Raw genomic sequence first — 26,398 nt, forward strand, 5'->3', positions numbered from 1 at the left:
TTTTAACGAATTGATCAAAAAAAATCAAATACTTTACACAATCTCACGAATATATTTTCATATGAACGACACAAAAGCAATTTTAGAAGCCCTTTTAAGAGAACGAATACTGATACTTGACGGCGCGATGGGCACGATGATACAGAGATACAGACTGACTGAGGAAGATTTCAGAGGTGCAGAGTATAAGAACCACCCATCCGATCTGAAGGGAAATAACGATCTTCTCTCGATAACGAAACCTGAAGTGATTAAGGAGATTCACAGAAAGTATCTTGAAGCAGGTGCTGATATCATCGAGACCAATACATTCAGCGGCACATCGTTCGCCCAGGCTGATTACGGACTCGAAAGCGAGGTTTACAAACTGAACTTCCATTCGGCAAAAATTGCAAAAGAAGTGACTGCAGAGTTTAACATCCCCGGTAACACAAAGCCCAGATTTGTGGCAGGAGCACTCGGACCTATGAACAAGTCGCTCTCACTCTCCCCCGATGTTAATGATCCGGGATATCGTGCAGTCAAATTCCAGGAAGTGGCAGAGGCTTATGCGGCGCAATTAAGAGGTCTGATTGACGGTGGAGTCGATATTATTCTGATTGAAACGATATTTGATACCATGAATTCAAAAGCTGCGATTTATGCAGTAGAAGAAGTTTTCACAGAGAAAAAAGTTTCCCTGCCTGTTATGATCTCGGGAACCATAGTTGACCTTAGCGGGAGAAACCTTTCGGGACAGACAGCCGAAGCGTTCCTGATCTCGATCAGCCATGCAAAAAATCTTGTAAGTGTTGGTCTGAACTGTGCACTTGGTGCCTCTCAGATGAGACCGTTTTTAAAAGAGATTGCTGACAAGTGTCCCTGGTTCGTGAGCGTCTATCCAAACGCCGGACTGCCGAACGAGTTTGGAGGATACGACGAAACACCTGACATGATGGCTGACATCCTGAAGGAATTTGCTTCAGAGAATATGTTCAATATCGTAGGCGGCTGTTGTGGCACAACACCAGATCATATCAAATTGATCGCTGAAACGGTGGCATCTCTTCCACCAAGGGTTCCACCGACTCCACCGAGATACCTGAGATTGAGTGGTTTCGAACCTCTCGTTGTGCGTCCTGAAACCAATTTTGTAAATATCGGTGAACGAACAAATGTGGCAGGCTCCAAAAAGTTTGCAAAACTTATCATGTCGGGCAATTACGAGGAAGCCCTCTCGATAGCGAGACACCAGGTCGAGGGCGGTGCCCAGGTTCTCGATGTAAACATGGATGAGGGGATGCTCGATTCAGAAGCAGCGATGACAAAATTCCTCAATCTGATGGGTTCTGAACCCGATATTGCCAAACTTCCTGTTATGATCGATTCGTCAAAGTGGACAGTGCTTGAAGCAGGTCTCCGTTGCCTTCAGGGAAAATCGATTGTAAACTCAATCAGCCTCAAAGAGGGTGAGGATGTCTTCAGGGAGCATGCTAGGAAAGTATTGCAGTATGGTGCAGCCGTAATCGTAATGGCATTTGATGAACAGGGCCAGGCAGACACTCTTGCAAGAAGAATTGAAATTTGTTCGAGAGCCTATAAAATCCTCACAGAAGAAGTTGGTTTTCCTCCCGAAGATATTATTTTCGATCCCAACATTCTTACTGTGGCTACCGGAATGGAAGAGCACAATAATTACAGTGTTGATTATCTCGAAGCCACCCGGTGGATCAAAGAAAACCTCCCTTACGCAAAGGTAAGCGGTGGTGTTTCCAATGTTTCCTTCTCATTCCGCGGAAATGATGTTGTCCGTGAAGCCATGCACTCCGCCTTCCTCTACCATGCCATAAAAGCAGGTATGGACATGGGAATCGTGAATGCCGGCCAGCTCGCTGTTTACGAAGACATTGACAAGGAACTCCTCGTTCTCGTGGAAGATGTGTTGCTCAACAGAAGAAGTGACGCCACGGAAAGACTTATCAACTTTGCCGAACATGTAAAAAGTAAAGACAAAGCGGAAGTAAAAACAGAAAGCTGGCGCGAAACTTCTGTCGAAGAAAGACTGAAGTATGCCCTTCTTAAAGGAATTGTCGATTATATCGAAGAGGATACCGAAGAAGCCCGGCTTAAGTACCCCGCTCCGCTCAATGTAATTGAAGGTCCGTTGATGGATGGCATGAACCTCGTGGGTGACCTTTTTGGTGCTGGGAAAATGTTCCTGCCACAGGTTGTAAAATCTGCGAGGGTAATGAAAAAATCGGTTGCTGTCCTCATTCCCTATATCGAAGAGGAGAAAAAAAAATCACCCGGTTCCAGTCAGAGTGCCGGTAAAATTCTTCTCGCCACGGTAAAGGGTGATGTTCACGATATCGGGAAAAATATAGTCGGAGTAGTACTCGGTTGCAACAATTTCGATGTCATCGATCTCGGCGTGATGGTACCTGCTGAAAAAATACTTGATACCGCTGTCAAGGAAAATGTCGATATCATCGGATTAAGTGGTCTAATAACACCCTCGCTCGATGAAATGGTAAGCGTTGCGAAGGAGATGGAACGCAGGAAGATGAATATCCCGCTTTTGATTGGTGGAGCCACCACTTCAAGAGTTCATACGGCAGTTAAAATTGCCCAGAACTATTCGGCACCCGTTGTTCATGTTCTCGATGCATCGAGAAGCGTGCCGGTGGCTGCAAAACTTATTAACCCTGAAACAGCGGGAGAGTTTGCAGAATCAATTCGAAACGAATATGACAAGGTAAGGGAAGATCACCGGAAGAAACGGGATACCAAAGAGTTTGTGACCATTCAGGAAGCAAGAAGAAACCGTTTCAAACCCGACTGGGAAAAGTACACCCCCCCTGTCCCGAAAAAGACGGGAGTTATTGAGTACAAAAACATCCCTCTCGAGACTCTGAAAGAATATATCGACTGGACTCCTTTCTTCCAGGCATGGGAAATGAAGGGTAAATACCCTGAGATTTTCGATACAGCAAAATATGGAAGTGAAGCTAAAAAACTGTTCGCTGACGCAAATGTTATTCTGGACAAGATAATCAGCGAGAAACTGCTCACTGCGAATGGTGTCACGGGAATTTACCCTGCAAATTCCGTTCATCATGACGATGTTGAGGTTTATACTGATGATGAAAGACACGGAGTTCTGACAGAATTTCATTTTATCAGACAACAGGCAATAAAAGCAAGCGGTCTTCCGAACCACTGCCTCGCTGACTACATCGCTCCGAAGGAGACAGGAAAGAAAGATTACATCGGCTTCTTTGCAGTTACCGCTGGAATTGGCGTTGATGAGCTTGTGAAGAAGTATGAATCTGAAAATGATGATTACTCGGCTATCATGGTGAAGGCTCTTGCAGACAGGCTTGCGGAAGCGTTCGCTGAATATCTCCACAAAGAGGTTAGAACCCGACTGTGGGGATATATGGCTGAGGAAAATCTGACCAACGAAGATCTTATTGGCGAGAAATACACCGGTATACGACCGGCACCCGGTTACCCCGCATGCCCCGATCATTCAGAAAAAATCACTCTCTTTGACTTGATGAATGTTACTGAGAGAACAGGTATAACCCTTACTGAAAATCTGGCAATGTATCCCACAGCGGCAGTATGCGGAATTTACTTCTCACATCCCGAATCGAAATACTTCACAACGGGCAAACTGAACAAAGATCAGGTGATCGACTACCACCGCAGAAAAGGGATGAGCCTCGACGAAATCGAGAGGTGGTTGCGTCCCGTTTTGAATTATGACGAAGGTGACTAATTAATTGTATCAGGTAAACTGGTTCGAATACTCGAATCAGTTTACCGTTATTTTCATAAGGGAGATGTCATCCGCATCGGGATTGTTATCGTAATATTTCTTCATCTTCTCACTAAGTGTGGAATTTAGATCCTCTTTCCCGAGATGTTTGTGTGCCTCAAGCCAGTCCGCCATAATACCCGTTACTTTTCCGTCCCCGATATCAAAACATTCCGAAAATCCGTCAGAATAGATATAGACCACATCACCCTTGGATAATTTTACAGACGCCTTTTCGTAGTCGGAATTGTCAAACATCCCTATCGGTATGCTGTTCAATTCGATTACTGTGGGTGTCTTATCTTTGTGAACTATGATCACAGGAGGATGTCCCCCCAGACTTATCTCAAGCTCTTTCGTTGATCTGTTGTATTTTCCGTAAACCATTGTAAAATATTGCATTACCTCCAGACCCATTTCAAAGAGTTTGTTGAGCTCGGTAAGCACCACTTCGGGTGGTGTATTCGTAAAGCTCATGGTTTCGGTTGAGTATGTTTTCAACAGTCCTCTCGTGTCCCCCTGATCCACACTTAAGAATTTGCTCAGAGTGAAAGAGAGCATCGCCGAGGAGACTCCGTGCCCCGAAACATCGAGGAGGTAGAATCCGACATTCTCTTCATCGAGTTCAAAGTAGTTAAAGATATCGCCAGCCACAAAAAGTGACGGGAGAAAAATTGAATCAAATGAAAGATCATGAATTTCGAGATGGTGCATCGGCAGGAGGCTTTTCTGCAGGTCAGCAGCAGCTTTAAGGTCTTTCTCCAACCTCTCATTGTACTTTTGCAACTTGAAATTCTTCTCTTCAAGGTCTTCCTGCAACCTGATAATTCTTTCGCCTGCTCTTATCCTTACATTCAGTTCCTGATTATTGAATGGTTTGGTAATAAAATCGTCGGCACCGGCTTCCATCCCCTCAACCAGTTCATTTTTTTCATTTTTTGCTGTAAGCAGGATCAGATAAACATATCTGCCCATGTCGGTTTCCCTGATTTTCTTGCAGAGTTCTATACCTGTGAGATTGGGCATCTCCCAGTCACTTATCACCATCGCAATATTTGAGTTTTGAAGTGCTTCCCAGGCTTCCTCTCCATCTTCGGTAGTGGTAACATTGTGACCAAGTTTTTTTAGTATTGATTTCAGAAGCAATCTTGTTTCAAGAAGATCATCAGCAACCAAAATATCCATAATTTCTTTTCCTGTTTCTTTAAATTTTTGTGAGTTATTTTTCCGCCTGATTTTCCTTGATTTCTCTCAAGGCTTCATTCGAATAGTAGTCCAGCATGTCGAGAAGTCCCGGAATTTTCCCTTCAGGATCGTTGTCAAGGGCGAGTTTTTCGATCTGTGGAACGACACCTTCAAGCTCCTTGATACCCATATAAGAGAGTGTTGGTTTGAACTTGTGTGCAACTTTTTTTATCTCCTCCCACTCTTTCTCTTCATAGAGTGATCTCAGTTTCGACAATACCTCGGGAGTATTTTCAGCGAATAAATTCATCATTTCTCCGATAATATCATCGTCACCCCCCGTCAGCTCATTCAGATAGTCAAGACGGATATATTTGAATCTGGAATCCACAGGCATAATTACCTCACTTTTTTCATCTTCTTCATTAATTTTTTCCGCCGGGATCCGGTCTCGTCCCGTGAGGGTAAAAATCTTTTTCTGAAGTTCCACCGGTTTTACGGGTTTGCTTATATAATCATTCATGCCACTCGAGAAGACCCTGTCCTTCGATTCAATCATCGCCGATGCGGTAAATGCCAGGATGGGGATATCTTTTTTCGGGAAAGGGAAATCGAGCCTGATTGCTTCCGAGGTTTCGAATCCGTTCATTACAGGCATCGAGAGATCCATCAGGATGATGTCAAAATCCTCATTTTTGAAAAGCTCTATTGCCTGTTTGCCGTTTGGTGCCACTTTATATGCACACCCCCACAGTTTGAGAATATTGGTGGCTACAAGCTGGTTCATCTCATTATCCTCGACCACAAGCACTTTTAATCCGGTTAAATCTTTTCGGGTATGGGTTGTTTCTTCAATCAGATCGCTTCCAAGGATGAGATCATCCCTTTTTGAGATTTTAAACGGCATTTTTACCGTAAATTCAGATCCAATCCCCTCGGTACTCGTCACATAAATTTCACCTCCCTGCTTTTCAACAAGGGATTTTACAATCGCAAGACCGAGACCGGTACCCATTTTTGCTCTTCTGTCCCTGTTTTTAACCTGTTCAAACGAGTCAAAAATTTTGCTCAGATATTGTTTTGGAATTCCAATGCCTGTGTCGGAAACCCGGAATTTGAGTCTGATTTCTTCCTCGTCTTTGGCAAGGACCTCGACACTCACCTTTACTTCCCCTTTTTCCGTAAATTTTACAGAATTTGAGACAAGATTCAGCAGGATCTGCCCGAATCTTACCTGATCACCCTTCACCCAGAATGGAACATCATCTTCAACCGAGGCTGCAACTTTTATCCCTTTTTCTTCCGCAGAATATCTGACAGATTCAATTACATGATTAACTGATTCGAGAATGGAGAAGTCATCGATGAAAAACTCAAGCTTGTTTGCTTCAATCTTCGAAAAATCGAGAATATCATTAATAATTACAAGCAGATTGTCGGTGGAATATTTAATCGCCTTCAGGAATTGTACCTGTTCTTCCGAAGGATTCAGTTCAAGAAGAAGGTGTGTAAATCCGAGAACGGCATTCATAGGAGTTCTGATCTCATGACTGATGTGAGCCAAAAACTGTTCTTTCGCTTTGGTTGATTCGACAGCCAGGTTTCTCGCCGCCTCAAGCTCTTTTAATCTTCTTCTTCTTTCAGTTATGTCACTTAGAGCGACGGTATAATAGACCTCCATGTTGAATTCCATCCTCGAGACATGAATTTCAACGGGAAAAGTGGTGCCGTCGCGTCTTACTCCGGTAAGTTCAATGCTCTGTCCCATTATCTCCCTGTACATCGAATCGACATCACCGGTCCATATCGAGAGATCAAACATCCCCTCCTTGAAGAGCATCTGGAAATCCTCCCGGATGAGGGCTTCCTTCGAGTAGCCCCAAATCCTTCTGACCTCTTCATTAATTAGCATTATTCTGCTGTGACTGTCGAGAAGTATAATCCCATCTGCAACAGTCTCAAGCACAGTCTGGAACAGTTTTCTCGATCTTTCCAGCGATTCGTTTGCTGCCCGCAGATCAGTGATGTCAAGACCGTAACCGATGAGATAATCTACCTCCCCTTCACTGTTCAAAATTGGATTGATCACCCTGAGAATTTTCTTTTTATTATCTTTGTTCCCCACCTCCTCCTCAAAATGGAGAGTCTTCTTTGTTTTAATTACTTCCCGAAGTGTATCCTCCCTTTTTGCTGCAGATTTTGGATCGTAACCCCGGTAAGCAAAATATTCCGAGTCTGTCTTTCCGATAATATATTTTCTTAACCCCTCATTCTTCAGACTTTCGGGGTTTATGAAAATGTAGCGAAGATTTTTGTCAAATACCGCAATTTGACCCGGAAGATCATTTAGAATTTTCTCATAAAACTGCTTCAGACGGTCGATTTCTGCGTTAAGACTTTTCGATTCTGTAATATCCCGTGCAACTGCATGCAGACCTGACAACCTGCCATCCAGTATATTTAGTCTGACATTTTGACCAACCCAAAGGGTTTTCCCGCTTTTGGTGGTCATCCTGAATTCGAGATAGGTATTTTCCGTCTGACTCACAATTTGATTAATGTAGTGTTCTTTAACCCTTTGTTTATCTTCAGGATGAACGAGTTCCAGGTAGTTCATCTTCAACAGCTCTTGAAGCGAAAATTCACTCAAAGTCTCACCTTTGGGATTCACAAATGTAAAATCCCCCTTCACGGTGGCACTGTAAATGATATCGCTTGCATTTTCAATAATCTGACGGTACTTGAATTCATTTTCACGCAACTGTCTGTCAGCTTCCTTTCGGGCAGTTATATCACGGTATGCCCAAAGATGACCTTTGTATTCGGACTGCACGAATATCGGAACATAGTCTCTTTCGAATGATCTTCCATCTTTTAGCTGCAGTTCTTCATTTTTTACCAACTCCTTCCTTCCCAGTAAAGTAACAATCCCTGACACAAACTCCTCGGGATCGAGGAAAAGGTTTTTCGATTCCTCTGCTGAATTACTGCAATCCGCCCCGATCAATAGTGCCGGCTCAACAGGAATCGAGAAAAGATCGCAGAACATCTTGTTTAGTGCTATTATTCTTCTATCCTCATTTTCGACAAGAACCCCTGCATTCAAATTCATCAGCAGTGCTTCCAGTGTGGAAGAAAATTCCCTGATCTTTCGGGAAGCTTCCTTCTCTTTCACGCTGTGAATTATCCGATGACAGTTTAGAGACATGATTCTGGTTAGAAATGATGACAGTGATTTGAATTCTTCGTTGTAGAAGTCAGGAAATTCACTCACATAACCAACACATCCGTAACATTCGTCATCATGAAGAAGTGGAAAATATATTCTGGAATTGACATTAAATGATCTTTTGCTAGAAACTGAAATGTTGTCATTTTCTGAGTCCCCATCACCTGTGACAAGATTCTTCCTGTTTCTTATAACCCAGCCGGGGTGTCTTTCCCAGGCTGTTCTCTCGGCTTCCAGTCTCTCGACCTCTGAAAATCCTTTCGAGTGAAGGAGGCGAAGATCATTTGTGTAGGGGTCTATCAGATAGAGAGCTGTTTTTTCAATATTGCCATATGCTTCTACAAAAACATCGAACGCATGTGCAAATTCTTCAATTGATGTGGCGGTTGAAAATAAAACTGTTACTTCTTCGAGGAGTTGTAATTGTTTGTCCATTTGAAGCCAGAAGTCGTGGTTAAGATTTTTAAAGATTCTTCAATTCCATCCCTAAAATATGTAAAATGGCTTAAAAAGTTATCGATCTAATCAATAATTTATTTATTTTTACAAAAATACTTATGAAAATTCGACTAAAATCACATTGAAATTCACCTGTCTTATTACATTTATACTGTTACTGTTTATCGCAATCCCGGTACAGGGACAGTTCGCCAAGGCATATTCGGTTGTCGCCGGATCAGGAGGCAGCAGGGATGCCGTGGACAAAATAACGGAAAAAGTGAATTCTGCCGGTTTTGTCGCGTTTACGATCGATTTTTCAAATGACAAGAAATCCCTTTACAGAACCTGCTCAGGTTATTTCTCAAATCAGAGCGATGCCATTTCCCTTCGTGATGCTATAAAATCGAAAACAGGAATAAAAGATGCATGGGTTTTCAATATTGCTTCTGAATACGAACCCCTGTTTTCCGAACTTAAAACGGGTAAACCGGTTGAAGAGCCGGAGAAACCCGTGGATAAAGATAAAGATATTGACACTCAAAATCAGACTCCTGTCCCAAACAGTGATACAGGAAAACCGCCTTACCTGATTGACACCTCCCCGGATAATGCTGGTGATCTCGACAAACTGATTTCAATTTACACGGAAATCAACTCGGCTCTGACAAAAAACAAACCTGATTTGATAGAAAAATATATCGATCCCGAAACCGGAATAATCGAGATCATCGACCCTGGTGGCATACCTTTTCCTATCCACTCCGTTTCATTCTCTCAGGCTGTAATTCAGGGGCTTTTCCTGTCACTTTCGGGTAAAACACCCGTGAAAGACTACCTCCCCGAATTCGATTGTAATGCCGGCATTTGGACCAAAAAGGGTACCTTCATTTCGAAGATTAAAAACTACTCCAAGCTTACCTCAATTCTCCCCGGAGCCTCGGAAATAATCTATCTCGACAAATCTCTCCTCTCCTCCATCGAAAAGATGGAGTATCGTATTTCAGTGATTATTCTGGCAACTGACGAGTCCCTCCTCGGCTTCTTCAAAAAGGAAGGGAACTGGTACCTCGGCATCATCGATAACAGTTTTGACTGCGTTCAATAAATTTACAAATTCCACTTGTTTTGTATTAACTCAATTGTTTATCTTCGCTTTTTAGATAATAGTATTTTAATATCTCATCGAAATCTTGAATCCGCCCCAAATGCGGCTAAATTAATCTATACCTGAATTATTTCAATCAATCTATTCACTTACCAACTATAAAGAGGTTTCCATGCGGAAATTATTACTTCTTTTTGTTTTGGCTGTTTCCATGTCCAGTCTCGTTTACTCACAAACGGGCACTGACTGGAAGTGGCTTCACCCTTCACCACAGGGCAATACCCTCAGGTCAATCCAGGCTATGAGTGCCACAACCTGGTATGCTGTAGGAGCTGCCGGTACTTTCATGAAGACCACGGATGCGGGCGCTACCTGGACTTTCAACCACCTTGCAGGAGCTCCTTTTGGGACATCAGGTCAGTCTTCGAACGCATTCGATCTCCACTTTTTTGACCTGAATAACGGGCTCGTATGTGGATCAACGGGTGGAATTTATAAAACCACTGACGGTGGTAACACCTGGGCACCTGTGGCAACAAATCCCATCGCAAACACTGTCACTCTTAATCAATTTCAGTTTTACGATGCCACTTCCGGTTTTGTTTGTGGATCAAGTGGAAATTTGGCTAAAACCACTGATGCCGGAAATACATGGACAAGCGTCCCCTCAGGCGTTACAACCGCCTTTGGTGATGTCTGGACAGAAGATGGAAACACCATCCTTCTTGCAACCACCGTGGGTAATGTAAGAAGATCGACTGATGGTGGTGCTACATGGGCAAATGTTAATACAGGTGTCTCATACACCGTTCAAAAAATCGGCGGCAGTGGCTCAACAGTCATGGCTGCTGGTACAGCCGGTAATGTCAGAGTATCAACGGATGCAGGCGCTACCTGGGCAGCAGCAAATACAGGCTTGCTCGCAACGAATGTTTACTGGGATGTAGATTACCTCAACAATACATTTTATCTCACCGGACCAAGTTTCAACCTCTACAAATCAACCAACCTTGGTGTTTCATGGGATACTCTTGCACTGTTAAATCCCGGTCAGCCCTGGACCTCAACTTACTACGCATCAGTTTTCTCCCCCACCGGTGATTCTGTAGTGACTGTCGGTGCATTCGGACTTATCCAGTCCAGATTCGGCGCTACTGCTACTCCAACCAATCACACAAAACTCATTAAACCGGGTACATGGTATGATGTATGGTCTTCAGCTCCCGATGGAATTGTCATCGCTGTAGGAGCCCCGAGTCTGCCGGCTCAGGATCAGGTTGCCAGATCGACGAATGGAGGAGGAACATGGACTTTGGTTCCAATGCCTGCCTACTCCACTGCATCATTCTGGAGTATTGACATGATTGACAATAACAACGGATTTATCTCCGGTACAAACAGTGCAGTTTATAAAACCACCAACGGTGGTGCCTCATGGGATTCTGTTGCTGCCACGGGACTTCCTGCCGGTGCAACATTCAGAAAAGTTGACTTCGTCGATGCAAATACCGGATGGGTGTTTGCGAGCGCTCCAAGTACGCTTACCAATTTCATCTTTAAAACCACTGACGGTGGTGCAACATGGACTGCACAGTCACATGGTATTATTGCTGCAAGTGCCGGTCAGGTTTATGGTGCCCATATGCGCGATGCAAACAAAGGTGTGCTTCTTACCTGGGAACCTGTTCCGTACAGCACAGTCGATGGTGGTGCTACCTGGAGAAGAGATACAACAAAAGACGACTTCGGTGGTTTCCTTTACGATGTGAAAATGGTAGATGATTCACTCGGTTACATGGTAGGCAGCAGCGGAAGAATCTATAAAACGACAAACGGTGGTATCATGTGGGATACACTCTCCAAACCAACCGGAAGCAGTTACTCTTTCAATTCACTCGAAGTATATTCGCCAAATACTTTCGCAGTTTTTGGCGGAACCGGAACATTCCTTCTGACGACAGATGCAGGTATTACCTGGAGTGTAAAAAACACCTCGGGTGGCACTCTTAACGGTTCTCACTTCTCAGCGAACAACAACAACAGTACTTACGCATGGTTTGCAGTTGGAGTCAACGGTTATATGTTCAAAAACTCATTGAGCATTGTTCCCGTCGAACTGGCAGCACTGTCAGCGACTGTAGCGGGGAACGATGTAAACCTTTTGTGGACAACAGCTTCAGAACTGAACAATAACGGTTTCGAAATCGAGAGAAAATCGGGTGAAGGTTCATGGTCGAAAGTTGCTTTTGTTAAAGGTAACGGAACAACCACTAAAATCTCTGAGTATGCTTTCACTGATAAAGGCGTAAAAACGGGTAAATACCAGTACCGCCTGAAACAGATCGATTTTGACGGATCGTTCAGTTATTCCTATGCAATCGAAGTTGAAGTCGGTACTCCGATGACATTCGAACTGTCACAGAACTTCCCGAATCCTTTCAACCCGACAACAACCATATCCTACAGAATCCCTGAGACTTCAGGTGTTACTCTTAAGATATTCGATGTTACGGGCACAGAAGTTATGACTCTCGTCAACCAGAAACAGGAAGCCGGTTCATATACCATCAATTTCGATGCAACAAATTTTGCTTCCGGAATGTACATCTATAAAATTGAAGCCGGAAAATACTCATCTGTCAAGAAAATGATGTTGATGAAATAAATGTTTAGCTATGAGGTATGAACTATGAGCTATGAGCTTGTGGTTTAATCCTGGATGCTGAAGTTTTTAAGCCCCGTCGGAACCGGCGGGGCTTTTTATTAAGGGGGGTTACAAATAAACCTGAAGTTAATATTGGCTAAGCATTTTACAGATTAAAATCTGTATCCAACACTGCAGGTAAGAAGACCTTTCATCCCGAATCCGAGTCCCGCATGGACAATAAATCTTTTGCCAAACCGCAAAACCACCGGTTCGAACTGTGCAGCCAGAATGGTTTTACTCACAGATTCACTCTTTCCGTCGTAATTGCTCTCAGAACTGATAAAAGCGGCTCCAACTCCCAGACTTAGACAGGCACCAAACGATTCAGAACTTGCGTACTCATAACGAACCTCAAGCATCGGTGAAGCAATTACGGCTTCTATCCTCCCTGCATTTCGGGCACCGTATGCCACATCTTTTACCAGTTTTTCGTAAGTGATTGAACCGCCAAAGGAATAGCGGTCGCTTTGATAGAATTGATAGCCGAGTGAAACTGCCGGCACAGCAGACCGGGTATCGCTTCCCGAGTATCCTGCCGTGAGTGCGACAAGCCATACATCTACAAACTTGCTCACGATTTCAGGTGCACTAAGAGTTCCGATTCCGGTGTAGATAAAATGCTGCTTCGGGTTTTCCTGAGGAAACGAATTTGAAGTGAAGAGCAGAATGCATAATGCAACGACTAATGTTGATTTTTTCATTTTTTGCCGGATTAAAAATAAAAAACACTCGAAAAATATTATAAATTATACGGAAATTGACATTTTTTTAATGATTGTACCAACTTTTACGGTTTTTCAGCATCTTCATAGTAAAGAAATTTATTTTTTATGGACAGCACACTCGACTTCACAATCTGTTATAACAGATACAAAAAGAAACTTTTCAATTTTGTTCTCCGCATGACCGGCGACCGGATGACATCGGAGGATATTGTCCAGACTGTTTTTCTCCGTTTCTTTCGAAATATGGGAAACATCAGGAACAGTTCGAGTGTTGTTTTTTGGCTCTACAAATCTGCAAGAAACGAGATATACACCCATTTCAGGACAAAGAAGAGATTTTCAGAAAAACATGTATCCGATGATGTCTCGGAGTTAAATCTGAAATCGGGTGGAAATGCAGAGACTGAATTCATAAAAAATGAATTGCGGGAAGCTTTGATGACGCAGATAAATTTACTCCCCGACGACCAAAAGGAAGTATTCCTGCTAAAAGAGTACAGCGATCTCTCTTATGAGGAAATTGCTTCGATCTGCGAAATTGAAACTTCACTCGTAAAAAGCAGACTTTATTCTGCGAGACAAAGACTGATAAAAAAAATTCAACCTGACCTAAATTAGTGAGACAATCATGAGCAATAACGATATTTATGAAAAAATTGATTCCTGGTACGATGGTGAACTGGATCGAAAAGATGAAGCGAATCTCTTTGCCCTTCTCTCGGTTGATGAAAATGCACGGGACTATTTCCAGCAGCTCAGCAAGCTAAAAAACGGACTTGGACAGATAGAGGAGGATTTCCCCGATGCACTCGATGAAAGAATTTTGAGATCAACTCAACCGGCTGACAGAAGCATCCCGGTTACTTATAAAAGCAGTTTTCAACCATACCTGGGATATGCCTTTTCGATAGTATTTGCACTCATTGCTCTCTTTTTCTACATGGAGATTCGCAGTTATCGTACAAATCTCGAGAATATTTCCGTGAAAGTAAAGGAGCAGGATCAGACTATTAAAATGATGTTCAATGCTTACCCCACTATAGTAGTAAAACCGGGTTTAAACAACCCGTCGGAACAATAACCGGACTTTATCATTCAAAAAACAATTTTAACTTAATGGAGAAAAAAATGAAATCACTGATGTTGGCAATGTTCATACTTATTGGAGCAGCTTTAGCCCAAAGCGGAGAAGCCAAATCGATGGCATCTTTCGACAAAAAAGCCCCGAACAAGCTTGATGTCGAATTGAAAGCAGAGAAAAAAGCACCTGCAAAACTCGATATTGATGCCCCCGCAGATTCGATTTATCTTGAAGTCGATAAAATGCCCGAACCGGTCGGCGGCATGGAAGGAATAATGAAACTTGTCGTGTACCCTCCAGAGGCAATGGAAAAACAGATTCAGGGAATGGTTGTGGTCTCGGGTGTTATTGACGAGAAAGGAAATGTAATCAGTCCCAAAGTTGAAAAAGGGATCGGGTACGGTTGCGATGAAGCTGCATTAAAAGCTCTTACTGCAACAAAATGGGTCCCGGGTGTACACAAAGGGAAAAAAGTAAAGGTAAGAGTGGCACTCCCAGTAATGTTCAAACTGCAATAGGCTTTAAACAAACGGCAGTATATAGCAAAACACCGCAAGAATCATCCGGTCTGAACCGGTCGCCTTGCGGTGTTTCATCATAAGGGTTACTTTAATTCCGGGGTAAATTAAAAGAAGAACTGTTCCAGAACTATTTTGCCATCCTTTACCTGATAAACACAGACTTCTTCCATGTTCATGCGGTTGCCGTCCTTCAATGTGCAGTCGACTCCCATCGTCAAACTGAAATGACTGCCTGCAACTATCGGATCACCTACGAATGCACTGTGAATCTCTCCGATCATGGCATTCCATTCTTTTCCCTTCTCAAGGATTGCATCGATTCCCTTCACTTCTCTGTTTGGGGAACCTTCCCCTTCGATGCTGACGCAATCGGGTGAATAAAGTTCTTCGTAGCAAGTGGCGTATGCACCTTCTTTACAAAGCTCCACGAGGCGGTTTGCAATTTCCTGTACTGTCATTTTTCTGACTCTCTGATTGATGATTAAAAGATGAATGATGAAGGTGAAAATTAATACTTTTTTAGTATTATTCCCAATACTCAGTGTTGAATGGTTACATAATTTGATAAAAATTTTAAACTTAACTTGCCTTATATTTGTCAAATAAAAGTATTCTTATATAAAGCACTTATGGAAATCCGATGAAGCATCTCTATTTCATGTCTCTTCTTTTAATCGCACTCTTTCCTTCCGTTTTTGGGCAGTCGTTTACCGTTAAAGGTATTGTGGTTGATTCGCTTGACGGTTCACCTCTCCCGGGAGCCAGCATTTCCCTGATTCCCGCGAGAGCTGATCAGCAGCAAATGAATATGCTCTCCGGTTTAAACGGCGAGTTTGAGTTCAAATTGGCGAATCCCGGACGATATCTCATAAGAATTTCCTTTATGGGTTATTTCGATTTTGCTGACAGTGTGAGAGTCAGAAGAAACGAAACCACAACAGATCTGGGCAAACTCAAACTTAAAAGAACCAGCATTGAGATGAAGGAAGTAGACATCACAGGTGTCGCAATCCCCTCCTCTCAGAGTGAGGACACCCTGAGTTTTGCTGCGAAGGGATACAAAACCAATCCGGATGCAACCGCCGAAGACCTCGTTACAAAGCTTCCGGGTGTGCAGAAGGAAGAAGGCACTCTGAAAGCCCAGGGTGAAGAAGTGAAGCAGGTACTCATAGACGGACAACCGTTTTTCGGTGACGATCCCAATGTGACATTGAAAAATCTTCCTGCAGATCTGATAGAAAAAGTTGAAATATTCGACAAACTTAGCGATCAGGCGAGATTTACGGGATTTGATGACGGACAAACATCCAAAACCATCAACATTGTAACCAAAAGAGACCGGAGAAACGGACAATTCGGGAAATTGTACGGTGGTTACGGTTCAACAGAAAAATTCCAAAGTGGTGGTACCGTAAATTTCTTCACCGAGGGAAGAAGAATAAGTCTGCTTGGACTCGCCAACAATGTAAACCAGCAAAACTTCTCGCAGCAGGACCTTCTCGGTCTAAACCAGGGTGGCGGCAGCGGTGGACACCGTGAAGGGTTCCAGGGCAGAGGTGGCGGACATGGCGGTGGAAACAGGGGTGGTGGTAATGCAGCAAACAATTTCCTCATCGGTGCACTTGAGGGTAACACAAAAACCTGGTCGACAGGTATCAACTACCAGGAAAACTGGGGTAGAACTGCTGTGCTGACCGGAAGCTACTTTTTTAATTTTTCCGATAACAGCAACAACCAGACCATCGGCAGGCAGTATTTTACATCCTCCCCCGGCAGTCAGTTGTATGATGAGATATCTTCCTCCAATTCAAAAAATTATAATCACAGACTGAATTTCAGGCTGGAGTATAATCTTGACACCATGAACACAATCGTCCTCACTCCGAGATTCAGTTTCCAGACCAATGAATCGGCAAGTCTCTACTATGGCATCAGTACATTCGGAAATCAGGGAAGGTCAAACTCGACTGACAGCAAATCAGGAAGTGACGGATCGGGCTTCACATTCAATAATGAGTTGATCTACAGACTCCGATTCGCAACTCCGGGAAGGAGTCTGTCATTCACCATCAATACCGGCGTGAATCGCAGAACTCTCGACCGAAACCAGTTTTCTGACAACAGATTTACCACCGGAAACAACACAGTCACTTTTGACACAATTAATCAGAAGGGAAACGATCTTGTAAAGGGCTACAATTATTCCGGAAATGTGGTTTACACCGAACCGGCGGGTAAAAACGGCCAGTTACAGGCAAGCATCAGTGCCGGCTTGACAAATAATTTTAGCGACAAAAACACTTTCAACTACAATTCTGCCTTAAACCGGTATGACTTGATCGACTCCATCTCCACAAACAAATACGATAACGATTACATGACCTGGAGAGGCGGGCTCGCCTATCGTCTGAGAGATGAGGCTATTTCACTGAATGTTGGACTAAATTATCAGATTGCGCAGTTGACGGGAGACCAGTCGTTCCCGCACAAGATAAAAACTGAAAAGGATTTCTACAATTTCCTCCCCTCCTTGAGGTTTAACTATAAAATTTCGGAGGCACAAAATTTCAGGGTATTCTACAATACGAATGTGAACGCACCCTCGATTACCCAGCTTCAGAATTTTTACGATGTTTCCAATCCCCTCTTTATCAAAGCCGGAAATCCTGACCTGAAAGCGGAATTTTCCCACAGGATGTCTGCCCAATACCTTACCACTGATAAAACAAGCGGAGCCAACTTTTTCACGATGGCATTTTGGCAAATCACAAAGGATTATGTCGGAAGCTCCTCCTTCACTGCACAAAAGGATACTCTCGTTGGTAAAAATGTTCTCGTAAAAAGAGGGTCACAATTTTCATTCTCAAGAAATTTTGATCAGAGTAATATTGGAAGATTTATGTTGAGTGGCGGACTCCCTGTCCCATTCATCAAAAGCAACATTTCGCTGAATGTGGGCATCGGATATCAGACGCTGCCTTCGGAATATCAGTCTTTGACAACGGAATCAAAAATTTACTCTTTCAACCAGGGTATCACGATTGCGAGCAATATCAGTGAAGACATCGATTTCAAGTTCACCTGGTCACCTTCATATTACATCGCGAGAAACGAATTGCTGCCAAACACGAATGATGAGTACTGGGTACATTCGGGTACCGCAAACCTCTTCTTCAATGTTTTCGACCTGTTTTTCATAAGAACCGATTATTCGCTATACAAGACTTCCGGTATTTCCAACGGCGGAGACATCTCGTATTCACTTTGGAACGCAGGAATTGGTGTTAAATTTTTGGAAGGTGACCGTGCAGAGTTGAGACTTGATGTGTTTGATCTGCTCAATGAAAACAAAAGTTTTATCAGAACAGCAACCGATATTTATATCGAGAACAAAACAACCCAGGTTCTGAAACAATATTTCATGCTGACTTTTACATATAACCTGAGAGCTTTTTAATTTAACAGGATGCTGCCTGAAATTTCATATTCAGGCAGCTTCGAATATTTATTTCAGAAGTGTCATTTTACCGGTTTTTGTTCCTGATGGTGAGACCAGTTTATAGAGATACACTCCTGATGGCAGGTCTTTAGCGTTGAATGTCACAGAATGATTCCCGGCTTTGGTGTATCCGTCGAGAAGTGTCGCCACTTCTTTCCCGATAACATTGTAAACCTTAAGTGTGGTTTGTCCATCCGCTTCGAGACTGAAATTAATCTTTGTGGAAGGATTAAACGGATTCGGATAGTTCTGTGATAACGAAAATGCTGAAGGTGTCTCGATATCATCTCCAATACCGGTAATGGTATCGGGTTTGTAATAGAGCCCGTCCAGCCGTCCAGCCCAGATTTTTCCTCCGCTGATATTCATCGAATAAGCAAGAGAACCCGACTGCATATCATTCCTCCACCAGGTAACGCCATTGTCATTCGAGTAGTAGATATAATATCTCGCTGCTTTCGAGAGTACGATCACAATAGTGTTCCCTTTTACGGAAATTTCGCTGCTTTCAACGAGACCGATTCCAAAGGTGTGTTTTGTCCATGTCAATCCGCTGTCGGTGGAAGTGTAAACTCCCTGATGTGCAGATGCTACTATTTTGTTGCCACTCTTCCCGAATGCGAGTATCCCGTTGGCTTCACCATTGAACCAGTCGAAAGAGATTTCAACCCAGTTTGAAGTATTTTTCCGGTTGACATAGAAAAAACCGTTTACACCTCCACCAGCATAAAGATCGCCGTCGATGTTTTTGATACAATAGACAGTCCAGCCGGTATTCCAGGGTATTCCGTCAGAAAAAAGAACCCATTCACCCGGATTGGTCAGGGAGTTTCTGTAAATGCCGCCTCCGATGGTGGAGACATATACATAATCATCCCTGACCGCAAAATCACTGATCTCCTTCGCTCCCAGTCCGGTCAATCCCGCAGATCTTTCTTCCCACGAATTGCCAAGGTTTGAAGAGAAATAGACTCCTTTCAATGAAGTACCAATATATATTCCCCCATTGACCGGTAAAATAGCGTTAATTCCGTACTCAACATCCGGCACCTTGGCTGATTTAGCCCATGTGCTGCCTGAGTCAAAAGAGTAGAACAGGAGACTGTCACCACCGGCAAAAAGTGTATCACCCGAAGACCATAGTGAATAGACAGATCCCGGTGATACCGGCTCGACCTTCAGCCACTGTCCGAAGGTTACTCCCAAAGAGGAAAGCATCAGAAAAGTTATAAGCGCATAAATGCGTTTCATAGTCATAAATTCCAAAATTGTGTAGCCCAATTAAACATCCAAACAGTTGAGATTGAACCGGGAATATGTTTCTGGTGTATTATAATGATAAATGGTTATTATTTTTGAGGATTACTGCTGTCAGGAAAGTGGAAGAGTAAAGTAAAATGTCGTTCCCTTTTCGGCATTTCTGCGTACCTTGATTGTGCCGCCGTTCTGTAATATAAAATCATGGCATAAAATCAACCCGAGACCTGTCCCCTTTTCACCAAGAGTACCAGTGGTTTTGATTGATTCGTCGATCCTGAAAAGCTTTTTTATGTCTTCTTCTGCAATACCCACACCATCATCTGTTACTGAAACAATTGCCATACCGGAAGAGATTTCAGACGAGATGGTTATTTTTCCACCGGGGGCGGTAAACTTGCCCGCATTTGTTATCAGATTTCTGAGTACAGTCTTTATCATATTGGTATCAGCGAACACTTCTAGTGAATGTGGTACCTCAATTTCGAGACTAAGTTTTTTCAGAGTTGCCTGAGAGCGATACGATTCCACTGTCTTCATAATCAGATCGCTCAGGTCGAACTTTACCGGTGCAAATGCAAGGGCACCTGTCTGCTGTCTCGACCATTCGAGCAGGTTCTCGAGAGTCTTGAATGTTTCTTTTGCAGTTTGATTTATTTCATTCAGCAACTTAAGTTTTTCATCATCCGGAAGCTCGGCATAATCTTCTATTACAATGTCAGAAAGACCGATGATCCCAAAAAACGGATTTTTCAAATCGTGAGCAATTATCGAAAGGAGTTTGTCTTTTGCGGAATTCAGTTCCTTGAGCTCATTTCTGTTACGGGTCAACACTGCTTCACTCATTTTAAGATCGGTAACATCGGAAACACTGATTAATCTGCCTTGGGGGTTTCCTTCCTGATCGGAAATATCAATTGATGTGGCACTGAAATTCATTCCATTGAAAATGAAATCGATCTTCGATATCTCTTTTTTGTCACAAATCTCAGCAAGTTCGGGAATATTGGAGAAGAGTATCGAAGGTTTTCCGCCAGTCAGGGCTTTTTTCCCGGTGTATGTAAGAAAGGTCTTGTTTACATCAATTATTCTTCCTTCTCCGTCAAGTACAATAATCCCTTCATTCAGATTATCAAACAAAATGTTTCGGGCGACAGGAATAAGATCGAGAAATGAGTACTTGAAGATTGCAGTGGAAATCAAGACCCCCGTAACTGCAAATGCAACAGGTGTCGGATCGATATAGCCAATGTACTCACCAAAGAAGACATAAACTGCGTTTACTGAGATAGGCAAAATTTGTGCAATCAGCAGGAGCAGGAGTTGCTTTCTGAAAAGACCCGAGAAAGACCAGATTCCCCTTAGAAGATGTAAAATTGTTGCTCCCACTGCAGAGTATGTAACCACTACAACGATGTAGAAGAAGAGACCATGACCGTAGTCTGCCGTTATACCTGCAGCTCCGTTTGAGAGTGTGACTGCGGGCCAGAGAAGCTTGTGATAACTGTTGGTTGCCGCTGCCAGGAAAGCTGTTGCAGGGAAGATAAAAAACAGTATTTTGGTCAGTTTTATATGAAAACCGGAAGATTGTGTAAACCGGAGAACAAATGACAAAAATGCGAATGGAATCAAAGGAATAGCAAGATAGGTGAAGACCGACCAGAATGTTTTCGCTTCCACAGTTGTGACTGCCTGCTCGAATGTTCCCCCTAAACACCAGATGGAAACGGCAACAATCATCAAAAAGAAATAGTCACCCCCCCTGACTGTCCCTTTTCTCTGATAAACTGCGATCGAAACGAAAAAAGATAGTAAAAATGCTATAAAAAGAAGGGCTATATAGAAATTAAATTGCATATATTTGAATTAAAATAATTCTCAATCTACGAAATTGTTTCGTTTAATTTACTGATTAAATAACTCTCTAATTTCTATGTCATTTCTAATAGTTGCGCTTGGTTCTGCTCTTGGTGGAGTGCTCCGCTACTGGCTCTCGAATGTGGTTTACAACTTCCTGCCCGCGACCTTCCCTTTCGGTACGATGCTGGTAAATTTCGCGGGTAGTTTCATTATCGGTGCCACAATCTTCGGGCTAAGCGACCGGGGTTTAATATCTCAGGATTTGAGACTCTTCCTCACTGTCGGATTCTGTGGTGGTTTCACTACTTTTTCAACCTTCTCGTTGGAAACCGTCAATCTCCTGCGAAATTCTGAATATATCCTTGCCGGCGTGAACATTGGTTTATCTCTCATAATCTGCCTGGCAGCAACTTTTCTCGCATTTGTAATTTTTTCACAGGAGCAGTAATATGGTAATCCCAAAAGAAGCCAAACTGTTGAGAATTTTTATCGGTGAGTCTGATAAAATTCACCTGATCCCCGTTTACGAAAAAATCGTATTGTTAGCCCGTGAATCAGGACTTGCGGGTGCCACTGTTTTCAAAGGTATCATGAGTTTTGGGGGAAGAAGCCGGATTCACACAACAAAAATTTTAAGGCTGTCTGAAGATCTGCCATTGATAATCGAAATAGTGGATGACAGCGAAAAAATAGAGAAGTTTTTACCCGTTGTCGATGACCTGTTTTCGAAAGCCGGGTGTGGCGGACTTATTACAATTGAAAGAGCGGAAGTTATCAAGTACACTTCGGGCGGATAAAGGATTTCAAACAAAAAATACCAACATTAAATAAATTTACTTTCAGAACATCTACCGGAAAAGTTCAATGAACACAAACATATCAAAATTCTGTATCGCAATTTTAATTGCTATAATACTATACAGTCCAATACACTCCCAAAATCCTGTTATAGAGAAAAAGATCGACTCCCTTCTTTCCATAATGACCATTGAAGAAAAAGCCGGTCAACTGCATCAGGTTAGTCTTTCATGGAGTACGGGTCCTGCTTCACCCGAAGGAAACAAACTGGACGACATTAAAGCCGGGAGAATGGGTGCCATTCTGAATATTCTCGGAGCAAAAAAGATTCGCGCCCTTCAGGAACTGGCAATGCAGTCCAGACTTAAAATACCGCTTCTCTTCGGACTTGATGTTATTCATGGCTACAAAACCACTTTTCCCATTCCTTTGGCGGAATCGATGAGCTGGGATCTTGCAGCAATTGAAAAAGCGGCGAGAGTTGCTGCATATGAGTCCGCTTCAAGCGGGATCAACTGGACATTCGCCCCAATGGTCGATATTGCAAGAGATCCGAGATGGGGCAGAATAATGGAAGGCGCGGGGGAAGATACATATCTTGGTTCACTTATAGCTGCAGCAAGAGTGATTGGATTTCAGGGAAAGGGTCTTGGAAGTCTCGATGCTGTGATGGCATGTGTGAAGCATTTTGCAGCATACGGTGCAGCAGTCGGGGGAAGGGATTACAATTCAACAGATATGAGTGAAAGAACACTTCGTCAGACTTATCTTCCTCCGTTTAAGGCTGCCACTGATGCCGGTGCCGCCACCTTCATGAACAGTTTTAATGATTTGAACGGAGTTCCCGCAACGGGAAGTGCTTTCCTGCAAAGAAAAATTCTTAAGGGTGAATGGGGATTTAACGGTTTTGTTGTCAGTGACTGGAACTCAATCGGCGAAATGATCCCGCATGGATTTGCTCTCGACAAATACGATGCTGCGAAAAAAGCCATACTCGCCGGAAATGATATGGACATGGAAACTTACTCTTACAGGGATCTCCTGGCAGAACTTGTGAAAAACGGGGATGTACCTCTCTCAATAGTTGACGATGCAGTAAGAAGAGTCTTGCGGAAAAAATTCGAACTCGGTTTGTTTGATGATCCGTACCGTTTTACGAACGAAGAAAGAGAAATCAAAGCCCTTTCTGACCCCGAAAACAGAAAGGCAGCCCGGGATATGGCTAAAAAAAGCATCGTCCTTATGAAAAACGAACATAAAACTCTGCCTCTTTCGAGGAATAAAAAGGTTGCACTTATTGGACCCCTTGCCAAATCTGAAACCGACATGCTCGGTGGATGGTCTGTTGGCTGGGATGACAACAGCGATGTGGTCTCACAATTCGAAGGACTCGAAAATCTTCTAGGAAAAGGAAATGTCCTCCACGCTGAAGGTTGTGGAGTAAAATCACTTGAGAAAAAAGGATTTCGGGAAGCCATCGAAACAGCAAAGAAAGCTGATGTTGTAATTCTTACTCTCGGAGAGAGCCGTGATATGAGCGGGGAGGCTCAAAGCAGATCTGATATCACAATTCCCGGCGTTCAGGAAGAACTCGCTGAAGCTGTTTTTGCACTCGGCAAGCCTGTGGTTGTATTGATTAATGCAGGGCGACCTCTGGTTTTTGAAAAAATAGCGAAAAAGGCTGACGCAATTTTTTATACATGGTTTTTGGGAAGTGAAGCCGGAAACGCAATCGCTGATGTACTCTATGGCGCGTATAATCCTTCCGCAAAACTGACAGTTTCTTTCCCCAGAACTGTCGGTCAGGTACCTATCTACTATGACCACTTCAATACGGGAAGACCCTCAATGACCGACATCCCTTCGAAGGATTACAGAACGGGATACACAGACTTAAAACAAAGCCCTGAATACCCGTTTGGATACGGACTCAGCTACACCACTTTTAAGTATGATGGATTAAATACTTCAAAAGTTGAGATGAAAGCGGATGGTAAAGTTGAATTCACATGTACGGTGACAAATACAGGCGACTATCCAGGTGAGGAAATTGTCCAGCTATACATTCGCGACAGGGTAGCTTCACTGGTAAGACCCGTAAAAGAATTAAAGGACTTCGCAAAAATTTATCTGAAACCCGGTGAATCGAAAAAGGTGAGTTTTGTCATCGATAAGGAAAAGCTCTCCTTTTATAATGAAAATCTGGAATGGGTGGCAGAACCGGGTGCGTTCGATATCATGATTGGAGCATCTTCAGCCGATATCAGGCTTTCAGCAGAACTTAAACTGGTTAAATAATAACTGATGGTTAAACTTCTTTTTTTTGAACATTGTCTATGAGTCAGAAAAAACAGGAATAACTTTGCGAATATTAATTTTTCTGCAGATTCTGTTGCTTGGGATTTCCCAGGCACAGAATCTCTATTTTCCTCCCCTCACCGGAAGTGAGTGGGAGACAGTATCCCCTGCATCTCTTGGCTGGGATTTAACAAAAACCGACTCTTTATACGCTTTCCTCTCTTCCACCAATACAAAGGCATTTTTGGTATTGAAGGACGGGAAAATTGCCATCGAAAAATATTTTGGTTCCTTCACGAAAGACAGTGTATGGTATTGGGCATCTGCGGGAAAATCATTAACTGCAGTTCTGGTCGGAATTGCAAAACAGGAAGGGAAAATTAATCTCGATGACTCCACTTCCAAATATCTTTCACAGGGCTGGTCTTCCCTTTCACCCTCACAAGAGGGCAGAATAAAATTAATCCATCAGTTGACCATGACTACCGGACTTGATGACGGAGTTTCCGATCCCTACTGTACACTTCCCGCCTGCCTCATTTATAAAGCTGAACCGGGCACCAGGTGGGCATATCACAACGCCCCCTACACTCTCCTTGATAATGTGATTGAGAGTGCCACCGGACTGAACATGAACCAGTTTTTCCAGCAAAAACTCCGTCCTTCTACAGGTATTAACGGGCTCTATCTGAAAAACGGCTACAATAATGTCTTCTACAGCAACGCGAGAAGCATGGCACGGTTCGGTCTGTTAATGCTTAACAAGGGGAAGTGGAACTCGACATCAGTGGTCACAGACACAACATATTACAGGGAGATGGTAAACACCTCACAAAACCTTAACCTCTCCTACGGTTATCTGTGGTGGCTGAATGGAAAAGAATCATTTATGTTACCTCAGACTCAGTTTGTCTTTCCCGGTGCTTTTGCACCGGATGCCCCTGCTGACATGATTGCCGCCATAGGCAAAAACGGACAACTTGTAAATGTAGTACCCGGTGACAGGCTTGTAATGATCAGGATGGGAGACGCTCCCGGTTCAGGGGTTGAAGTGCCAACATTTTATAATAACGATATTTGGAAGAGACTGAAAGTGGTGGTTAACCCCGCCACATCGATTAAGGAAAACTCATTTTCAAAAAAAGAAGAAGTCGGGGTATTCCCGGTTCCGACAGGCAGCACACTTTTCATCAAAGGATTGGGTGAGTCGAAGGAACCTGCAGAGGTAAATATCTACTCAGTGACCGGCGAGAAGGTTCTCAGATCATTTTACAACGGTTCTCTCGATATCTCTTCTCTGTCCGATGGAGTCTGGATTGGGGTGATTGTCACGGAGAAAGGAACCGGCACCTTTAAGTTTGTGAAATCATCACAATAACGCATTTAATGCGAAATATGACATCATGATTGCATAGAGAATAGTCGACAGGGAGAAACGAACCAGTCTGCCAACCGATCTATTCTCAGAAGTGAAGAAACGGTATCCGTGAAGGATACCCGCCTGAAAAAGATAGAGAGCATATCCGAGTATCACAACTGCCTGTGCAACCATCCCTCTGTCAGGAAATACGGCGACAAATCCCGCAATTCCAAATGCAAGATTTGCAAATCCAACTTCAAACATCCAGTCCGGACGGTCGGTTTCCCACCCCATCCTTTTTGCATCTGACTTGTGAAAAATTACATGTCGTATGAATGCAAGAACACCGACAATTCCAACTGTGGTAATGGTTACCGTTTTAAGTGCCAAAACGGCATTGTTTGAGGTTATGAAGTAAAATCCGAAAAATATTCCGATAGTGCCGCATAGTGTGCCGGTAATACCGATTATGTTGGCAATCATCTTTCAACTCACTGAATGGTTAATTAAATGCTGTTGTCACGGGCTAC

18 protein-coding genes are annotated in these 26,398 nt (G+C 43.2%); 11 read left to right on the forward strand and 7 right to left on the reverse strand.

What is annotated here, in order from left to right:
- The first annotated feature begins 61 nt into the window (after positions 1 to 61).
- Entirely contained in the window at positions 62 to 3,763 is a 3,702-nt protein-coding gene (gene metH / locus LCH52_09435; protein MCA0388704.1) for a methionine synthase, read from the forward strand.
- Between the two features lie 36 nt (positions 3,764 to 3,799).
- On the opposite strand, the gene LCH52_09440 is transcribed toward metH, so the two are convergent.
- Both LCH52_09440 and LCH52_09445 read right to left on the reverse strand, forming a co-directional pair.
- Positions 3,800 to 4,987, reverse strand: coding sequence for a SpoIIE family protein phosphatase (locus LCH52_09440; GenBank protein MCA0388705.1), 1,188 nt, complete (start codon positions 4,985 to 4,987; stop codon positions 3,800 to 3,802).
- Between the two features lie 34 nt (positions 4,988 to 5,021).
- Positions 5,022 to 8,651, reverse strand: coding sequence for a PAS domain S-box protein (locus LCH52_09445; GenBank protein ID MCA0388706.1), 3,630 nt, complete (start codon positions 8,649 to 8,651; stop codon positions 5,022 to 5,024).
- A gap of 145 nt (positions 8,652 to 8,796) precedes the next feature.
- Between LCH52_09445 and LCH52_09450 the strand changes: the two genes are divergently transcribed.
- The gene (locus LCH52_09450) at positions 8,797 to 9,762 is read left to right on the forward strand and encodes an SPOR domain-containing protein (GenBank protein MCA0388707.1); all 966 of its coding nucleotides are present in this window, start codon (positions 8,797 to 8,799) and stop codon (positions 9,760 to 9,762) included.
- A 172-nt stretch (positions 9,763 to 9,934) separates the two neighbouring features.
- Positions 9,935 to 12,427, forward strand: a complete 2,493-nt coding sequence (locus LCH52_09455; protein MCA0388708.1) for a T9SS type A sorting domain-containing protein — start codon at positions 9,935 to 9,937, stop codon at positions 12,425 to 12,427.
- 152 nt (positions 12,428 to 12,579) lie between these two features.
- On the opposite strand, the gene LCH52_09460 is transcribed toward LCH52_09455, so the two are convergent.
- Entirely contained in the window at positions 12,580 to 13,170 is a 591-nt protein-coding gene (locus LCH52_09460; protein ID MCA0388709.1) for a hypothetical protein, read from the reverse strand.
- A 129-nt stretch (positions 13,171 to 13,299) separates the two neighbouring features.
- On the opposite strand from LCH52_09460, the gene LCH52_09465 reads away from it, so the two are divergent.
- The 3 genes from LCH52_09465 to LCH52_09475 are packed head-to-tail and all read left to right on the forward strand — an operon-like array spanning position 13,300 to position 14,793.
- Positions 13,300 to 13,812: an RNA polymerase sigma factor gene (locus tag LCH52_09465; GenBank protein ID MCA0388710.1), complete on the forward strand. Its 513-nt coding sequence runs from the start codon at positions 13,300 to 13,302 to the stop codon at positions 13,810 to 13,812.
- Positions 13,813 to 13,822: 10 nt separating this feature from the next.
- The gene (locus LCH52_09470) at positions 13,823 to 14,275 is read left to right on the forward strand and encodes a hypothetical protein (protein ID MCA0388711.1); all 453 of its coding nucleotides are present in this window, start codon (positions 13,823 to 13,825) and stop codon (positions 14,273 to 14,275) included.
- Positions 14,276 to 14,322: 47 nt separating this feature from the next.
- Entirely contained in the window at positions 14,323 to 14,793 is a 471-nt protein-coding gene (locus LCH52_09475; GenBank protein ID MCA0388712.1) for an energy transducer TonB, read from the forward strand.
- Between the two features lie 107 nt (positions 14,794 to 14,900).
- Here the strand turns inward: LCH52_09475 and LCH52_09480 are convergent, their stop codons facing one another.
- Positions 14,901 to 15,254 carry a nuclear transport factor 2 family protein gene (locus LCH52_09480; GenBank protein ID MCA0388713.1) on the reverse strand — a complete coding sequence of 118 codons (354 nt, stop codon included), beginning with the start codon at positions 15,252 to 15,254 and terminating at the stop codon, positions 14,901 to 14,903.
- Positions 15,255 to 15,436: 182 nt separating this feature from the next.
- Here LCH52_09480 and LCH52_09485 point away from each other — a divergent pair, with 182 nt between their 5' ends.
- Positions 15,437 to 18,253, forward strand: a complete 2,817-nt coding sequence (locus tag LCH52_09485) for a TonB-dependent receptor (GenBank protein ID MCA0388714.1) — start codon at positions 15,437 to 15,439, stop codon at positions 18,251 to 18,253.
- Between the two features lie 48 nt (positions 18,254 to 18,301).
- On the opposite strand, the gene LCH52_09490 is transcribed toward LCH52_09485, so the two are convergent.
- Positions 18,302 to 19,546: a T9SS type A sorting domain-containing protein gene (locus LCH52_09490; GenBank protein ID MCA0388715.1), complete on the reverse strand. Its 1,245-nt coding sequence runs from the start codon at positions 19,544 to 19,546 to the stop codon at positions 18,302 to 18,304.
- A 120-nt stretch (positions 19,547 to 19,666) separates the two neighbouring features.
- Positions 19,667 to 21,409: a PAS domain-containing protein gene (locus LCH52_09495; GenBank protein ID MCA0388716.1), complete on the reverse strand. Its 1,743-nt coding sequence runs from the start codon at positions 21,407 to 21,409 to the stop codon at positions 19,667 to 19,669.
- 76 nt (positions 21,410 to 21,485) lie between these two features.
- On the opposite strand from LCH52_09495, the gene crcB reads away from it, so the two are divergent.
- The 4 genes from crcB to LCH52_09515 all read left to right on the forward strand — a co-directional run bounded on the left by crcB (position 21,486) and on the right by LCH52_09515 (position 25,886).
- A complete protein-coding gene (gene crcB, locus LCH52_09500) occupies positions 21,486 to 21,860 on the forward strand; it encodes a fluoride efflux transporter CrcB (protein MCA0388717.1) in 375 nt (124 codons plus the stop codon).
- Position 21,861: 1 nt separating this feature from the next.
- Positions 21,862 to 22,209 carry a DUF190 domain-containing protein gene (locus tag LCH52_09505; protein MCA0388718.1) on the forward strand — a complete coding sequence of 116 codons (348 nt, stop codon included), beginning with the start codon at positions 21,862 to 21,864 and terminating at the stop codon, positions 22,207 to 22,209.
- Positions 22,210 to 22,276: 67 nt separating this feature from the next.
- Positions 22,277 to 24,508 carry a glycoside hydrolase family 3 C-terminal domain-containing protein gene (locus LCH52_09510; GenBank protein ID MCA0388719.1) on the forward strand — a complete coding sequence of 744 codons (2,232 nt, stop codon included), beginning with the start codon at positions 22,277 to 22,279 and terminating at the stop codon, positions 24,506 to 24,508.
- A gap of 64 nt (positions 24,509 to 24,572) precedes the next feature.
- Entirely contained in the window at positions 24,573 to 25,886 is a 1,314-nt protein-coding gene (locus LCH52_09515; GenBank protein ID MCA0388720.1) for a serine hydrolase, read from the forward strand.
- On the opposite strand, the gene LCH52_09520 is transcribed toward LCH52_09515, so the two are convergent.
- Complete coding sequence (locus tag LCH52_09520; protein MCA0388721.1) at positions 25,878 to 26,351, reverse strand: hypothetical protein; 474 nt, start codon at positions 26,349 to 26,351, stop codon at positions 25,878 to 25,880. The genes LCH52_09515 and LCH52_09520 overlap by 9 nt on opposite strands.
- Positions 26,352 to 26,398 lie beyond the last annotated feature (47 nt).

The sequence above is a fragment of the Bacteroidota bacterium genome, from assembly GCA_020161395.1.
Classification (GTDB): domain Bacteria; phylum Bacteroidota; class Ignavibacteria; order Ignavibacteriales; family Ignavibacteriaceae; genus UTCHB3.

Coding starts and splice junctions, on each gene's coding strand:
- LCH52_09440 (MCA0388705.1), bottom strand. CDS start 4,987: ATGGATATTTTGGTTGCTGATGATCTTCTTGAAACAAGATTGCTTCTG.
- LCH52_09490 (MCA0388715.1), bottom strand. CDS start 19,546: ATGAAACGCATTTATGCGCTTATAACTTTTCTGATGCTTTCCTCTTTG.
- crcB (MCA0388717.1), top strand. CDS start 21,486: ATGTCATTTCTAATAGTTGCGCTTGGTTCTGCTCTTGGTGGAGTGCTC.
- LCH52_09465 (MCA0388710.1), top strand. CDS start 13,300: ATGGACAGCACACTCGACTTCACAATCTGTTATAACAGATACAAAAAG.
- LCH52_09505 (MCA0388718.1), top strand. CDS start 21,862: ATGGTAATCCCAAAAGAAGCCAAACTGTTGAGAATTTTTATCGGTGAG.
- metH (MCA0388704.1), top strand. CDS start 62: ATGAACGACACAAAAGCAATTTTAGAAGCCCTTTTAAGAGAACGAATA.
- LCH52_09475 (MCA0388712.1), top strand. CDS start 14,323: ATGAAATCACTGATGTTGGCAATGTTCATACTTATTGGAGCAGCTTTA.
- LCH52_09510 (MCA0388719.1), top strand. CDS start 22,277: ATGAACACAAACATATCAAAATTCTGTATCGCAATTTTAATTGCTATA.
- LCH52_09485 (MCA0388714.1), top strand. CDS start 15,437: ATGAAGCATCTCTATTTCATGTCTCTTCTTTTAATCGCACTCTTTCCT.
- LCH52_09460 (MCA0388709.1), bottom strand. CDS start 13,170: ATGAAAAAATCAACATTAGTCGTTGCATTATGCATTCTGCTCTTCACT.
- LCH52_09445 (MCA0388706.1), bottom strand. CDS start 8,651: ATGGACAAACAATTACAACTCCTCGAAGAAGTAACAGTTTTATTTTCA.
- LCH52_09470 (MCA0388711.1), top strand. CDS start 13,823: ATGAGCAATAACGATATTTATGAAAAAATTGATTCCTGGTACGATGGT.
- LCH52_09480 (MCA0388713.1), bottom strand. CDS start 15,254: ATGACAGTACAGGAAATTGCAAACCGCCTCGTGGAGCTTTGTAAAGAA.
- LCH52_09455 (MCA0388708.1), top strand. CDS start 9,935: ATGCGGAAATTATTACTTCTTTTTGTTTTGGCTGTTTCCATGTCCAGT.
- LCH52_09495 (MCA0388716.1), bottom strand. CDS start 21,409: ATGCAATTTAATTTCTATATAGCCCTTCTTTTTATAGCATTTTTACTA.
- LCH52_09520 (MCA0388721.1), bottom strand. CDS start 26,351: ATGATTGCCAACATAATCGGTATTACCGGCACACTATGCGGCACTATC.